This is a genomic window from Paenibacillus sp. MZ04-78.2, assembly GCF_024213375.1.
In the GTDB taxonomy this organism is placed as follows: domain Bacteria; phylum Bacillota; class Bacilli; order Paenibacillales; family NBRC-103111; genus Paenibacillus_G.
This window is the reverse complement of the sequence record NZ_JANAVJ010000014.1, coordinates 60,626-75,411: the sequence shown is the minus strand read 5'-3', so window position 1 is coordinate 75,411 and position 14,786 is coordinate 60,626. Positions and strand designations below refer to the sequence as shown.

Below are 14,786 nucleotides of genomic sequence, written 5' to 3'. Positions count from 1 at the left end.
CGGATTGGCTATTTTGGCATTGTTTTTTGCTTTTCAAAGCTAATTTTGTGAAAGGGCTGTCCGCGGGCGCCGTGAAAGGCTGAAGCCGAGCCCCTGATAGAGGAGGAAAAGCGATGTACGACAACGATAAGCCATTGTTTGATTCCATGTGCAAAAACTTGTATTCCGCTGTCATATCCGATACGTTAGACGAGCTGGGGTACCGCCATCAGGTCATGAGAGAGGATTTGACACCGTTATCCAACGATTGGGTCATTGCGGGGCGGGCGAAAACGATGCTGTCCGTCGACGTGCATCATCTGCCGGACGATCCGTACGCGCAGGAAATCGCCGCCGTGGACAGCATCAAGCCGGGCGAGATCGTGATCGGCTGCACGAACCGTTCCCGCCAGAACGGGCTATGGGGCGAGCTGCTCTCGACCGCATCCCAAGCTCGCGGCGCCCATGGCGCGGTCGTGGACGGTCTGATCCGCGATTCGAAAAAAATTTTGGAGCTGGATTTTCCGGTCTTCGCGACGGGCACGAAGCCGGTCGATTCCCGCGGGCGCGGCTTGGTCATCGAATATGACGTGCCGGTGCTGTGCGGCGACGTGCTGGTCCATCCGGGCGACGTCGTGTTCGGCGACCGGGACGGCGTTGTCGTCATTCCTGCTGCGGTCGTCGATGAGGTGGTGCGGCTCGCGATGGACAAGGTGACCCGCGAAAACCATACCCGCGACGAGCTAAAGGCGGGCCGCACACTGCGTGAAGTGTATGACAAATACGGCGTGCTGTAACCAGACAGTGGAGCAAAGAAGCAGAGGAGGAGAGGCAGCATGAGGCTTAGTGGCAAACGTGCGCTTGTCACCGGCGGCGCCCAAGGGATCGGCAAGGGCATCGTCGGACGCTTTTTGGCGGAGGGGGCCAGCGTGATCGCGCTGGACCGGAACGAAACCGAGCTGGAGTCACTGCGGGAGGAGTTCGCCGGGCAGGCGGAGAGGCTTGCTTTGTCGGTGTGCGACCTGCGCGATCTGGAGCAGCTTGAGCAGGCGGCGGGGGAGGCATTCGACCGCTGGCAGGGGATCGACATTGTGATCAACAATGCCGGGATAGCGTACCGGGAATCGTTTCTGGACATCCCGCTGGCCCATTGGGACGCGGTGATGGACATCAATGTTCGCGCCGTGTTCCGGTTGGGTCAGTTGGCCGCCGAAAGGATGATCCGGCAAGGAACGGGCGGAAGCATCGTCAACATGAGCTCCAAGAACGGCCTTGCGGGCAGCTCGATGCTGGCGCATTACAACGCTTCGAAAGCGGGCGTTATCCTGCTGTCGCAATCGATGGCCGTAGAGCTGGCTCCGCACGGCATCCGTGTGAACGTCGTTGCGCCTGGCTTCGTGGAGACGCCACTCGATCGCGAGCTGCGCATCCGAGAAGGGCTGCCGACCTTTTCCGAGCGAACGCCGATGCGAAGATCGGCCACGATCGACGAAGTGGCGAACGTGTTTCTGTTTCTCGCGTCCGACGAGTCCAGTTACGTAACCGGTTCCACGATCACGGTAGACGGGGGACATCTCGCGAACGCGAGCGAGTTTTAACGGCAACGGACCAGTGGGCCGCACAGCCGTCTGCTTCCTTGACCGCTGCTTTAACGCCGCTTCGGCGTTAAAGCTTGCGTCGTCGTAAGGAAGGGGCGGCTTTTTGCCGTGTCATTTCCGCACGAATACCCGCTGCACGGCGTGGTTCGCCCCTTTTTCCAGAATCATCTTCGCGCGGCCTTTGGTCGGCAAAATGTTCTCGTGCAGGTTGACTGCGTTGATGTCCTTCCAGATGCCGGAAGCGGTTGCAACGAGCTCCTCGCCATAAAGCTGGGCAAAACGGTGAAAATACGACTTTGGATTGAGAAACGCTGTTTCGCGGAGCATCCGGAACCGTTCGATGTACCACTGCTCAATGTCCTTTTCCTTCGCGTCGACATAGATCGAATAATCGAAAAAGTCGCTGACGAACACTTGGGACTGCTTCCCGACTTGCAGGACGTTGATGCCTTCCATGATCAAAATATCAGGCTGGCGGATTGTCTCCACCTCGTCCGGCACGATATCGTATGATAAGTGCGAATAAACCGGCGCATGGACGACGGGCTTGCCCGCTTTAACATCGCGGATAAACCGGAGCAGTTTTTTGATGTCGTAGCTTTCCGGGAAGCCTTTGCGCTTCATGAGCCCTCGTTCCTCAAGCACGCGGTTCGGGAACAAGAAGCCGTCCGTCGTAATCAGCTCCACGTTCCGGTGCTCTGAACATCGCGACAGCAGCAGCTGCAGCAGTCTGGCCGTCGTGCTTTTGCCCACGGCCACGCTCCCGGCAATGCCGATAATGAACGGAACCGGTTCGGCGCCGTTCCGCAGGAAGGAAGCGGATGAGCGGTGAAGCGTCCTGGCGTTATCCACCAGCAGATCGAGAAACCGTGTCAAGGGAAGATAAATTTCTTCGACCTCTTGAAACGGAACTTTGTCGTTCAGGCCTTTGAGTTGCTCGAACTCTTCCATCGTAATGCGAAGCGGCGCGTTAGCAGGTAGTCCGGACCACGCCTGACGATCGAATTCATAATAGAGGGAGTACGGATTCATCGGGACCTCACTGTCCATCAATGGTTTAGTGTTAATGCATTTTCATATCATAGCATGACCTGGCGGGGATTTCACTACTTGAACTTCTTTTGCGCAAAGAAAAATTGTAACGGGGGGTTTGAGCTCGACGGCCGGATTTTACGGGTACCATCTGCTTTCTCGTTTTGGTCGCAAGGCGCGAATTACGTCTGGATCGCTTTCCAAGCGCTAATCCAGGCGTTTTGTCTGGCAGCCGCCAAAAGCGGAATGAGTTGCTTATCCATGTTTCGAAGGAGTTGCTGCATATTCTAAGCCGTGAATAGCACGGCTTTTTTTGGTTGAATTTATGCATAAATTGGATTATAATGGAATTAAATTAGACGCTGTACCACAGATTCAAAGCAAGCAAGCAAGCCGTAAAGCAGGTATAAAGAGGCTCGGCAAGGCAAATCGATTCGGGAGGATGGTTGTTATGAGTGAAGCGGGAGTTATTCCTCAACCCAGAACCTATGGTCCCCTTGGAAATTTACCTTTGATCGACAGCAAGAAACCGACCCTTTCGCTTGGTAAACTTGCAGAAGAGTACGGCCCTATATACCGGATCACGCTTCCGGGTTTTTCCAGCATTATAGTGTCCGGACATGACCTCGTAGCGGAAATTTGCGACGAATCGCGCTTCGATAAAAGCATAAAGGGCGACTTGGAGAACGTGCGCGCCTTTGGCGGAGACGGGTTGTTTACAAGCCACACGGATGAGCCGAACTGGCAAAAAGCGCATCGTATTCTCCTCCCCACCTTTAGCCAGCAGGCGATGAAAGGGTATCATGCGATGATGGTCGACATCGCTTCGCAGCTGATTCAAAAATGGGCCCGTCTCAACCCCAACGAAAGCATCGATGTCGCGGAGGACATGACTCGGCTTACGCTGGACACGATCGGCTTATGCGGCTTCAACTACCGCTTTAACAGTTTTTATCGCGAAACGCCAAGCCCTTTTATTAACAGCATGGTCCGCGCTCTGAACGAAGCGATGCTGCAAAGCGGGCGCCTGAAGATCCAAAACCTGTTCATGGTGCGAACAAGACAGCAGTTTAACGAAGATATTCAAACGATGTTTTCCTTGGTGGACAAAATCATCGAGGAACGAAAAGCAAACGGGGACTGGGGGGAAATCGACCTGCTCGCCCGGATGCTGAACGGGAAGGACCCGGAGACAGGCGAGACGCTGGATGACAAAAATATCCGGTATCAGATTATCACATTCTTGATCGCCGGACATGAGACGACCAGCGGCTTGTTATCGTTCGCTTTATACTTTTTGCTGAAGCATCCGGATGTGCTTCAGAAGGCTTATCTGGAAGCAGACCGGGTGCTGACAGATTCGTTTCCATCGTATTCGCAGGTGCTGCAGCTCCATTATATTCGGATGATTTTAAACGAATCGCTGCGCCTATGGCCAACGGCCCCTGGATTCGAGCTCTATGCGAAGGAAGATATGGTCATTGGAGGAAAGTATCGCATTCGGAAGGGGGAAGGCGTCGGGGTTCTCCTGCCGCAGCTTCATCGGGATAAAGCCGCCTGGGGCGCCGACGCGGACGAATTCCGCCCCGAACGGTTCGAAGATCCCGGCAAAATTCCCAATCATGCCTACAAGCCGTTTGGAAACGGGCAGCGGGCTTGCATCGGCATGCAGTTTGCGCTTCACGAAGCGACGCTGGTCCTCGGCATGATTCTCAGGCATTTTGAGTTAGTGGATCATATGAACTATCGGTTGGATGTGAAGCAAACCTTGACGCTCAAGCCGGGCGATTTTCATATCCGCGTGCGGCAGCGGCATAAGACGGCAAGCCCCGCGGTTCGAGAACCGGAAGCAAGCCATTCCAAAGCCGTTGAGGCGGCGGATCAAGGGCAGGCGCAGGCGAACCGTCCGCTTGCAGGGGCGGAAAAGACGTCTCTGCTCGTGCTTTACGGCTCCAATTTAGGCACGGCGGAAGGGATTGCCCGCGAGCTGTCGGATGCCGCGCGGTCGCAAGGCTTCCGAAGCGAGGCTGCGCCGCTGAACGATTGGGCCGGAGGGCTGCCCAAGGACGGAGCGGTGCTTATCGTCACCGCGTCTTATAACGGCAAGCCTCCGGGCAATGCGCGCGAGTTCGTGAAATGGCTTGAAGGTGTGCAGCCGGGCGAGCTTCAAGGGGTTCGGTATGCCGTATTCGGGTGCGGGGACCGCAGCTGGTCCAATACGTATCAGGATGTGCCGCGGTGGATTGACGAACAGTTGGCCCGGAAGGGGGCGGCAAGGCTCTCGGTGCGCGGCGAGGCGGATGCCGGCGGCGACTTCGAGAAGCAGCTTGACGAATGGCGGGTCCGCCTATGGTCCGATCTTAGGCATGCTTTCGGACTAGAACGAGACGACGCGGTGAATGAGAAAAGAAATCTTCATGTCCGGGTGGTCAGCGGCTTGGATCGGATTCCGCTTGCCCAGACCTATGAGGCCGTCTACGCTTCGGTGACGGATAACCGCGAACTTCGGATGGCCGGCAGCAGCCGGAGCACACGGCATCTGGAGCTTGCGCTGCCGGAGGGGATTACCTACCGGGAGGGCGATCTTCTCGGCGTGCTGCCAAGCAACAGCCCGGCGAATGTCGGTCGGATTTTGCGGCGGTACGGATTGAGGGGGAGCCATCAACTGATTGTTACGGCAAACGGTAAAAGCCTCGCGCATCTCCCAGTGGATCGACCGGTCGGTATTCATGAGCTGTTGAGCCGGTGCGTAGAACTGCAGGAGGCCGTTACCCGCGAGCAGCTGCGTGAGCTTGCGGCCTATACGGTGTGTCCTCCGCACAAGCATGAATTGGAAGCTATGGCCGGGGATAGCGTCTACGAGGAGCAGATTTTGAAGAAGCGCATGACCATGCTCGACCTGCTTGAAAAATATGAAGCCTGCCAGCTGCCGTTCGAAAGGTTGATCGAGCTGCTGCCTCCTTTGCAGCCAAGATACTATTTCATATCCAGCTCCCCTCAGGTCAGCCCCCGGCAGATCAGCGTTGCCATAGACGTGGTGCAGGACCCCGCTTGGAGCGGGTGCGGCGAATACCGCGGGGCTGCTTCGAATCACTTGGCCGAATGCAGGCCCGGAGAAGAAGTCTTGATCTTCATCCGTACGTCCGAAGCCGGATTGCGGCTCCCGGAAGATCCGACAACGCCGATCATTATGGTGGGGACCGGGACAGGAGCAGCGGCTTTCCGGGGCTTTTTGCAGGGGCGGACCGCGATCCGGGAGAACGGAGCCGCTCTGGGTGAGGCGCATCTTTATATCGGATGCCGGAATGAAGCGGATTCGATTTATCGCGAGGATCTTGAGCGCTACGATAGGGAGGATGTTGTTACGCTTCATCAAGCTTTTTCCCATGCGGAAGGGAAAAGCAGCATCCATGTACAGCATTTGCTGGAACGCCATGCATCGAATTTGATGGACATTCTTGATCGGGGAGGATGCATCTTCGTATGCGGGGATGAGGCTCAAACGTCTCTGGAGGTGGAGTCGGCATTGCAGAAAGCATACCGGACCGTGCATGGAGCAGGGGAGCAGGAAGCGAAAGCTTGGTTGGAGCGCCTTCGAACGGAGGGGCGTTATGCGAAAGAAGGATGGGGACGCGTGCATCAGGAACATAGCGTCGCGATGGTCAAATAGCAGCACAAGAGACGGTAAGCGAGATCATGAGACGTTCTGCGGAAGAAACGGCCATCTGACGATGTTGACGGATACCTATACGAATATCCACATGACGCTGCGGCTGCGCAGCCGGCCTTGATCCGATGCTTTTGGCGGATGAAGGCTTTTTTCTTTTCCCGGTGTCCCAGTCTTTTTCGTTAATATTTCGTTTAAAAAAGTATCGCAAAGTTCAGGTTGTCAAACGGAAGAGCGTTATAGGAAAATAGAATGGGAGTTGGACGACGCTGATCATTGCGCACCGGCTGTCGACCGTGGTGGATGCGTACCCAATCGTCTTTCTTGAGAGAAGCGAGGTGACGAACATCGGCACGCGCGAACAGCTGTTCCAAACGCATGCGCTGTACCGCGAATTTGCCGCACAGCAGCTTCGCATTCAAGAGCAGGCTTGAACGAACGATAAGGAGGGACTGGAGTGGAAGTACAGCACTGGGGGAATCGGGTACTGGGGCGCGGATGGAGATTTTTGAAGAGCCTCTTCGGGATTTGCTTATTGCTTTTATTTTCGACGGCGAGCTGGTCGGCCGCCTATGTCTTCATCCACTATTTGCTGGAGGTGGTTGGAAGCCAACCTTCCGATTACGTCGGCCAGCTATTTACCCAATTGATTGCATTTGTTACCAGCATGGGGCTTATGGGGACGATCGGAGTGATTTTTCACGATAAGCACATGGAAAGGTTCCGGCCGATGATCAATGCTATGCGGCGGATTGCCAAAGGTGATTTCACCGTCAAAATCCCCCCGAATGAGCGCGTCACGGACCAGTTCGGCGAGCTCGTCGAAAGCATTAACCACATGGCCGTCGAGCTCAATCAGATGGAAAAAATGCGCCAGGAGTTCATCTCCAACGTTTCCCATGAGATCCAGTCGCCGTTGACGTCGATCGGCGGCTTTGCCCGCATCCTGCAGAGCGACGAGCTCAGCCGGGAGGAACGGATGCGTTATCTCGGCATCATCGAAAAGGAAAGCGCCAGACTGTCCAAGCTGAGCGAAAACCTGCTGAAGCTGACCTCCCTCGAATCCGACCATCATCCGTTCGAGCGGAGGCGGTACCGGCTCGACAAGCAGCTGCGCAGCCTCATTCTGGCGTGCGAGCCGCAGTGGCATGATAAAGGAATCGACATGGATGTGTCGCTGGAAGACGTCAGCATCGAGGCTGACGAAGATTTACTAAGCCAAGTGTGGGTCAATCTTCTGCACAACAGCATCAAATTCACCCCGGTCGGCGGAACGATCGGCGTCCAGCTTAAGCGCAACGGACAGCAGGCAGTCATATTCATCTCTGATACCGGGATCGGCATCTCCGAGAACGAGGTGGCGCATATTTTCGAGCGGTTCTACAAGGCCGACAAATCCCGCAACCGAAGCACGGGAGGGAGCGGGCTCGGGCTTGCGATCGTCAAGCGGATCGTTGAGATGCATACGGGCTCCGTCTCCGTACAGAGCGTTCCCGGCCAGGGAACGACGTTTACCGTCCGGCTTCCGGCTTTGCCTTGACCGGTTCCGTCAAAATGAAGAGCGGGTAGTTCACACAACCCGCTCCCGGCACCACTGCTCAAGCGTTCTTGCCGGTTTCGTACCGAATTCTTCGTGCAGCATTTGCGATAGCATATCGTACTGCCGTTCCACAGATACCCGGTCTCCGATATACATAAAGAGCTTGATCAGCGCCCAATACACCTCTTCAGTGAACGGGAATCGGCGCTGGATGAGGTAATAGAGCTGGAAAGCTTCCGCCGTACTATCCCGCGTTTCCAGAAAAGCCGCGACGCGCATCGCATGCCGGTACCACAGTATACGCAGCCGCTCCCGCTCGTTCTCCGCCCACCAATAGCCGCAATCCTCCAGATAGTCGCCGCGATACAGCTCCAGCAATTGCAAATGCCGCGCGAGCGTTTGCTCGCCGAGCGGCGGGGCCGCCTGCAGTCCTTCCTCCCAAGTCACCACGTCAACGCCGACCCCGTTCAGCTCAAGCCGGTACCCTTTATCCCCGCTGACGATGCGGATGCCGGGATGAACGGCGCTTGCCGTTTTGCGGATTTGGTAGATGGTGGTGTAGAGCTGCGTGTAGCCTTTCTTCGGGTCGATATCGGGCCAGAACAGTTCCAGCAGCGCATCTTTGCGCACAGGCTGGTCCCGAAGGTGGACGAGGTAGGCAAATAGCTCCTGCGCTTTGTTCGTTCGCCAATGCACGGGCCCGGATTCGCCGGTATCGACCTCCAGCGTCTGAAAGCAGTGGATCGTAATCTGCTCCTTCGTCCTCGCGGACGGCCTAACCGCGGAGTGATCCGGTCTGGTCTTGGCGGCTTTGGCCTGCGACAGCCGGACTAATGTTTTGGCAAGCCTTTGCGTGGAGACAGGCTTCAGCAAATAGTCGATCGCCGCCAGCTCGAAAGCCTTGAGCGCATACTCCTCGTACGCCGTCACAAAGATGATCTCGGTTTCCGGCAGGTGCGACATGATGATCTCGGCTGCTTCCAAGCCGCTCAGCTCCGGCATATCGATGTCCAAAAAGACGGCATCCGGCTTCTCTCGCAGCACCGCCTCGACGGCTTCTTCCGCATTCTGATAGGCTCCCGCAATAACGCCGCCGTGCAGCTTGTCAAGCTGCTTTTGCAAGCTGAACAGAGCCAGCGCTTCGTCGTCTGCAAGAATCATCCGAATCATCGTCGCATCTCCTTTGCGCAAACCGTACAAACCCGACCCCATTGTCGTGTAATTGAGTGCCAAAATTCGCGCCCTCCTATCCTGAAATAACTGTATTTCATCATCTGATGGTGCCGCGTAGTGGCATGGGTGTCTCTTTCAGTATGTAAAAAGCAATCTGTTTGTTAAAAAGACCGCTTCCACGGCAAAATAGTTCATTTGAACGAACAGCAGAAGACTGTTGTCTTCCTATTTATGATCATATCAAAGTTTCGTCCTTTTCTGAATTTAAAACGAAAAAATGTTAATTATTTAACAAAATTAAAATTTGGATGAATTGGGAAAAAGACATACTTGCCCTTTTTGCTTGTTTTTCAGCAAGTTCTTGCTGCGGGCAGACTCAAACGGCTGGAATTTTTGTCAAAAGATGTTCAGATTTTGTTTAGAAGCGGTTGGTAAAGTGAGTGAAAGTTGTTCTTTAGAAAGAATAAGGGTGATGCGGGGAGACAAAAACCGGAAATATTGGATCGCGATTCAGAGAGAGATGATGAAAAAGGAGCGGGAACGATGAAATGGCATTGATCGAAACGGATGTCATGGTCGCTTTTGCACCAAAAATCATAACCCGCAGTTGTCGGACGCTGCCGGGCAGTATGCCTGGATGGAATATCCGAATGAAGACTAATATAGTTCGAGACTAAAAAGCGGGGTACTACGATGACAGTATGCTTGTGAAAAAACGAACGTGACTGCACGGCAGCTTCCGTCCGGAAGCCCAAGGTATCGCAATACATTCAAGGGATCGCAGACATTTGAAGCTGTCGCTGCCGGATAGGAAAGGAAGAACGGAAAACGAAAATGAGGCTGGTCTATGTTACCGTTGCTCTATTGGTTATGCTGATTGCCGCCGCCGCTTTTATACTGGCCGGAGGGCCATTCGCATCGAATGCTTCGAAAGAAACGGCGGACGCTCCGGAGCTCCGGAGCGACAGGCTGCCCGGAGAAATTTTTATCCGACGGCACATGGTGAACGCGGACGAGACGCTGAAAACGAATTTGAAGCCTCGCATAGCAGCGAACCGGGATGTGGCGCAGGGCGAAGAGGCGCTTTCCGAATCGATCGGGCTATGGCTTCAGTACGCGGTCGAGAAGGACGACAAGGGCTTGTTCGAACAAAATGTCGGTGTCCTTCGAGCCCGTTTTCTCAAAGAGGACGGTTGGATTTCCTGGAAGGTCGGCACGTCGTCCGAAACGGTCGCCACCAACGCCTTGATCGACGATTTGCGGATTGCGGATGCCTTGTACAAGGCCGGCAGCCGATGGGGCAAGCCAGCTTATACAGCGCTGGCCGATACGATCTCTGGCAGCGTGGCCCAAAACATGGTTACGGACGGCCGTTTCTCTGACTTCTACGACCACACCTCCGCATGGAAAAGCCATATCCTTACCTTGTCCTACTTGCATGTCTCAGCGTTCAAAGCGATGTACGAGCGCGGTAAGCTGAGCGAACCGGTTTACCGGAGCACGGTCGATTTTCTGAAGAACCTCCCGACGCGCGACGCGTGGTTCCCTTTCTCCTACGATTTTGATAAAGGAACGTATCTGTACAACGACGAGATCAACTGGATCGATCAGCTGTACATTGTTTACCATCGCGCCCAAGCCGGTATTCCCTCTAACGAAGTTTGGTCCTTGCTCAAGGAACAGTTCAATAAGTATGACGTCCTGTACGGAAGGTACCATGCTCAATCCAAAATGCCCGCGGTGGACTTCGAATCTCCGGCGGCATACGGGTTAGCGATCCTGAGCGCTGTTGAGCTTGGGGACAGGGAGTTTGCCCAATCGCTGTATTACCGGATGCTGCGCTTTCAAATCTTGAATCCCGCGAACGAATGGTATGGCGGTTTTGTGTTCGACGACGAAACGCATATTTTCGACAACCTCGTTCCGTTGCTGGCGGAAAGGAAAATGTACGATGAAGGGCTTATACGCTAAAAATCAAACCTATCTCTTCTATCAGCTTCTCTTGCTGCTGCTTACGCCGCTTGCCTGCTTTTTTGCGGTCGGTTTTCCTCCGCTCTCCTGGAGCAAGGCGCTTTTGCTGGCTGCCGTCCTGCTTATTGGCTTCGCAGGGACGGTATTTGGCTTGGTGACCGGTCTCGGCCTCAGTCTCGCCGTCATGTTTGTGTTCGGATCGATTCTGTTGTGGAAAGCGTTCGTTTCCTCCGCGATCTTCCTGTCTGCGGGAGAGATCGTCATCTGGATGGCGGCGATCCTTGCGGCGCCGGTCGTCACCGGCATGCTTCACAAGCGGGTCATGACGATGGCAGCCGAAAATCAAGAGATGAAGGAGAAGTTCGATCAGCTTGTCATCATCGACGAAGCGACGGGCTTCGACAATTACAAACGCTTCTTGTTCGAAATGGAGGATGAGTTCAAGCGTTCGAGAAGAACCGGCGCGCCCTTTTCTCTTCTTCTGATTCAGGTCAAGTACTTCGAGCAATTTCAAAAGCTGTACGGCGCCAAGGAGACGCTTCATTTGCTGCAATCCCTTTCTGGTATTTTATGGGACAAGACGAGAATGAGCGACCGCAAGTTTCGGATTGCCGACGACACGTTTGCTGTCATTTTGTCGAACACGGAGGAAGAAAATGCGGATATCGTCATCGGAAAAATCGGAGGCTTGTTCAAAACTCATGTGCTTGCCAATCAGAAACAAACCGTTACGCTAAATGTAGCTTTCGGTGTTTCAAGCTATAACGAGGGACTGGGCGACGCGAAGGAGCTGGTGCAAAATGCGAGCTATGAGCTTGAGCAATACATTCCATAGAACGTTACGGACCGTCGTCTGGCTTGGCGCGTTGCTGCTGCTTCTGCTTTCGCACGGGACGTGGGCTTCGTCGGCTAAAGAAGCGGACGAAGCACGCAAAATATTGGTTGTGTATACGACGGAGGATGGGACGCTTAGCGAATCGGTCCGGAATCTGGATCTTCTGCTGGGCCATTTTACAAGGAATGTCGTGTTCAAAAGCGACGAAGCCGTGGAGAGCGACGACCTTCGCGACATTTCGCATTTGGTGTATTACGGAGCGGTGCCCAAATCTCTGCCGCAGCAGGCTGTGCAGCTCATGGGGGCATACCGCGGACCGGTTCTGGCTGTCGGCGACAATGTCGGGCAGCTCGGCGAACGCTTTTCGTTCGTATCGGCAGAGCAGAAAGTTGAGATTCATAAAGTATCGAAGCAAGACTCCTCCTCCTACGATCTGCTGGAGCAGACCTATCCGATTGCGCAGATCGCGCTCCGTCAAGGGGAAGCGATTCTGCGGGGCTGGAAAGGGGATCAGGCGTTTCCATTGCTTGCCGTTGACCGGAACAGCTTTTATTTTTCCGCCGTCAATCTGGACGTGCCGTTTCTATACTATCTGGGAGAAGGGCTCTATCCCTTTTTCCGGGAACAGCCTGCGGCAGGCCGTCCGGCCTACATTCGCCTGGAGGACATCCACCCGCAGTCCGATCCCGAATTGCTGAAGGCGGCAGGCGAGGTTTTGGAGGAAAAGGGCATTCCTTATATGATCGCGCTCATCCCGGTGTATACGAATCCGGTCACGCACAAGCAGCAGCGTTTGAAAGATATGCCGAAATTGGTGGAGGTGCTGAGGGAGCTGCAGAAGCGCGGCGCAAGCATCGTTCTGCACGGATATACGCACCAATACAGGCAGTCGGAGACCGGAGAAGGCTTCGAGTTCTGGGATGTGGAAAACAATGCCCCGATCATGGACGAGCCTGACCGGGAGGTTACAGTCCGGCATCGGCACGACTTTCCGAGCAAGGAAGCGTACGAGAGCTACGTAGAGAAGAACAGGCAATTCAACGAATCGTATACCCGCCATCGGCTGGAGAGCGGCATTAAGGAGCTGACGGAGCTTGGGCTGTATCCGCTCGGCTTCGAGGCTCCGCACTATACGATGAGTCAGGAAGGGTACCGGGTCGCAGCCGAATATTTTCAATACGTGCTCGGGCAGGTTCAATTGGGCGACCGCGATTGGCAGCGGATGAACACGGCTCCCTATGTCACGGCCCCGGCATTTCTGCACGGCATGACCCTGCTGCCCGAGACGATCGGCTACTACGATGCCGTCTCGTCTTCGACGGCTGCGGATACGGCCAGAAAAGTGCGGCAAATGCAATTCGTGAGCGGCGGCGTCATCGGCATGTTTTATCATCCGTATCTCGGGGCGGATCGGCTGAAGGAATTTCTCGCGGCGGTAGAAAGCGTCCCCGGGCTGGAATGGATCGACTTGAAGCGTCTGGAGCATAAGCCGTCGGAGCGGTTTCAAGCGGTGGACCGTACGAATACGCCGCTTGTACTGACGACCGCTACCCGCCAGCTGCCGGAACTGGGGGATATGGGAGTTTCGCAAAAAATTTTATGGGGCATTGCGGCGGTCGTTGCTCTGGCGGTCATTGCGTTTCTGATCTATACGCTTCGTATTCGCATGAGCTTACGAAAGCAGTTGTTTGAGGAGCGGAGCACCCATGGCTGAAATTTTATTTTACACATCGCTAACGATGATCTGGATCATGCTCTTGTACCATATGTTTCTGATGCAAGGGGGGTACCTGCATTATTTGCGGTACAGGAGGCCGATTGAAAAGTGGGAGCAAACCAAAGCCCCGCTTCCCAAAGTGAGCATCCTGATTCCCGCGCACAACGAGGAGGTCGTGATCGAGCGCACGATTAAAGCGATGGTCCGGCTCGATTACCCGAAGGACCGGCTGGAGATCATCGTCGTCAACGATAATTCGTCGGACCGGACGGGCGAAATCGCGGACAGCTACGCGGCCAAATATCCGTGCGTCAAAGTGGTGCACACCAAGCCGCCCAATGCGGGCAAAGGCAAGTCCGGCGCGCTGAACCAAGGCTTGCTCCATTCCAGCGGCGAAATTATCGTCGTCTACGATGCGGACAATACGCCGGAACGGAAGGCCGTTCATTATCTGGTTCTGGCGATGCAGAATGATCCGGCGGCTGGGGTCATTGTCGGGAAATTCCGCGTCGTGAACGCAGCCTGTAACCTGCTCACGCGCTTCATTAACATCGAGACCATTTCCTTCCAGTGGATGGCTCAGGCCGGCCGCTTCAATTGGTTCGGGGTGACGACGATTCCGGGAACGAACTTCGCCATCCGCCGCAGTCTGATCGAACAGTTGGGAGGCTGGGACGAGAAGGCGCTCGCCGAAGATACTGAGCTGACGATCCGCGTCTACGATGCCGGCTATTATATCCGGTTCTTTCCCGCCGCCATCACGTGGGAGCAGGAGCCGGAAACGTGGAAGGTATGGTGGAAGCAGCGGACCCGGTGGGCGCGCGGCAATCAATACGTCGTGCTGAAATTTATGCGGCATCTGTTCTCGCTGAAAAAGAAGCGGATCGTGTTTGATTTGGTGTACTTCTTTTTTACGTACTTCATGTTTTTTATGGGCGTCATCGTATCGGACCTGCTGTTCGTCATCAACCTGTTTGTCGATTTGCATCTAAATGTGGGCATCGTTTCGATCATCTTGTGGATTCTGGCGTTCTTCCTGTACGCCACGGAAGTGATGATTGCGCTCAGTATCGAAAAGACGGAATTTACGCTGAAAAATTTTGCGATCGTTCTGCTGATGTATTTTACGTATTCCCAGCTGTGGATCGCGTTGGTCATGTATGCCTTATTTTTGGAAATCAAACGAGTGCTGTTTCGTCAGGAGACGAAATGGTACAAGACGGAACGCTTCTCGAAAGAAAAGAAAGGCGAAGCCGTATCATGACAACGGATAG

11 protein-coding genes are annotated in these 14,786 nt (G+C 54.7%); 9 read left to right on the top strand and 2 right to left on the bottom strand.

The annotated features are described in order from the left end of the window. The first annotated feature begins 113 nt into the window (after positions 1-113). Both NLX71_RS12830 and NLX71_RS12825 read left to right on the top strand, forming a co-directional pair. Positions 114-776, top strand: coding sequence for an RraA family protein (locus NLX71_RS12830; protein ID WP_254364036.1), 663 nt, complete (start codon positions 114-116; stop codon positions 774-776). A gap of 39 nt (positions 777-815) precedes the next feature. Further along, positions 816-1,577, top strand: coding sequence for an SDR family NAD(P)-dependent oxidoreductase (locus NLX71_RS12825; RefSeq protein WP_254364035.1), 762 nt, complete (start codon positions 816-818; stop codon positions 1,575-1,577). A 111-nt stretch (positions 1,578-1,688) separates the two neighbouring features. Here the strand turns inward: NLX71_RS12825 and coaA are convergent, their stop codons facing one another. After that, positions 1,689-2,609 carry a type I pantothenate kinase gene (gene coaA, locus NLX71_RS12820; RefSeq protein ID WP_254364034.1) on the bottom strand — a complete coding sequence of 307 codons (921 nt, stop codon included), beginning with the start codon at positions 2,607-2,609 and terminating at the stop codon, positions 1,689-1,691. 451 nt (positions 2,610-3,060) lie between these two features. Between coaA and NLX71_RS12815 the strand changes: the two genes are divergently transcribed. The 3 genes from NLX71_RS12815 (at position 3,061) to NLX71_RS12810 (ending at position 7,816) form a co-directional block, all read left to right on the top strand. Continuing rightward, positions 3,061-6,279 carry a bifunctional cytochrome P450/NADPH--P450 reductase gene (locus tag NLX71_RS12815; RefSeq protein ID WP_254364033.1) on the top strand — a complete coding sequence of 1,073 codons (3,219 nt, stop codon included), beginning with the start codon at positions 3,061-3,063 and terminating at the stop codon, positions 6,277-6,279. Positions 6,280-6,575: 296 nt separating this feature from the next. Next, positions 6,576-6,710, top strand: a complete 135-nt coding sequence (locus NLX71_RS26580; RefSeq protein ID WP_302058216.1) for a hypothetical protein — start codon at positions 6,576-6,578, stop codon at positions 6,708-6,710. Between the two features lie 23 nt (positions 6,711-6,733). Beyond that, entirely contained in the window at positions 6,734-7,816 is a 1,083-nt protein-coding gene (locus tag NLX71_RS12810) for a sensor histidine kinase (protein WP_254364032.1), read from the top strand. A gap of 30 nt (positions 7,817-7,846) precedes the next feature. Here NLX71_RS12810 and NLX71_RS12805 read toward each other — a convergent pair whose 3' ends face one another. Then, entirely contained in the window at positions 7,847-9,049 is a 1,203-nt protein-coding gene (locus NLX71_RS12805) for a response regulator (protein WP_254364031.1), read from the bottom strand. 774 nt (positions 9,050-9,823) lie between these two features. Here NLX71_RS12805 and NLX71_RS12800 point away from each other — a divergent pair. From NLX71_RS12800 to NLX71_RS12785, 4 genes are read left to right on the top strand one after another with little or no spacing between them, the layout of a single operon-like run. Continuing rightward, positions 9,824-10,960 carry a glycosyl hydrolase family 8 gene (locus NLX71_RS12800; protein WP_254364030.1) on the top strand — a complete coding sequence of 379 codons (1,137 nt, stop codon included), beginning with the start codon at positions 9,824-9,826 and terminating at the stop codon, positions 10,958-10,960. Continuing rightward, entirely contained in the window at positions 10,941-11,795 is an 855-nt protein-coding gene (locus NLX71_RS12795) for a GGDEF domain-containing protein (protein WP_254364029.1), read from the top strand. Before NLX71_RS12800 ends, NLX71_RS12795 begins: the two co-directional genes overlap by 20 nt. Further along, positions 11,761-13,509 (top strand): polysaccharide deacetylase family protein, encoded by a 1,749-nt coding sequence (locus NLX71_RS12790; RefSeq protein WP_254364028.1) that lies wholly within the window; start codon positions 11,761-11,763, stop codon positions 13,507-13,509. The genes NLX71_RS12795 and NLX71_RS12790 overlap by 35 nt, the downstream gene beginning before the upstream one ends. Continuing rightward, the gene (locus tag NLX71_RS12785) at positions 13,502-14,776 is read left to right on the top strand and encodes a glycosyltransferase family 2 protein (protein WP_254364027.1); all 1,275 of its coding nucleotides are present in this window, start codon (positions 13,502-13,504) and stop codon (positions 14,774-14,776) included. The genes NLX71_RS12790 and NLX71_RS12785 overlap by 8 nt, the downstream gene beginning before the upstream one ends. The last annotated feature ends 10 nt before the right edge of the window (positions 14,777-14,786 follow it).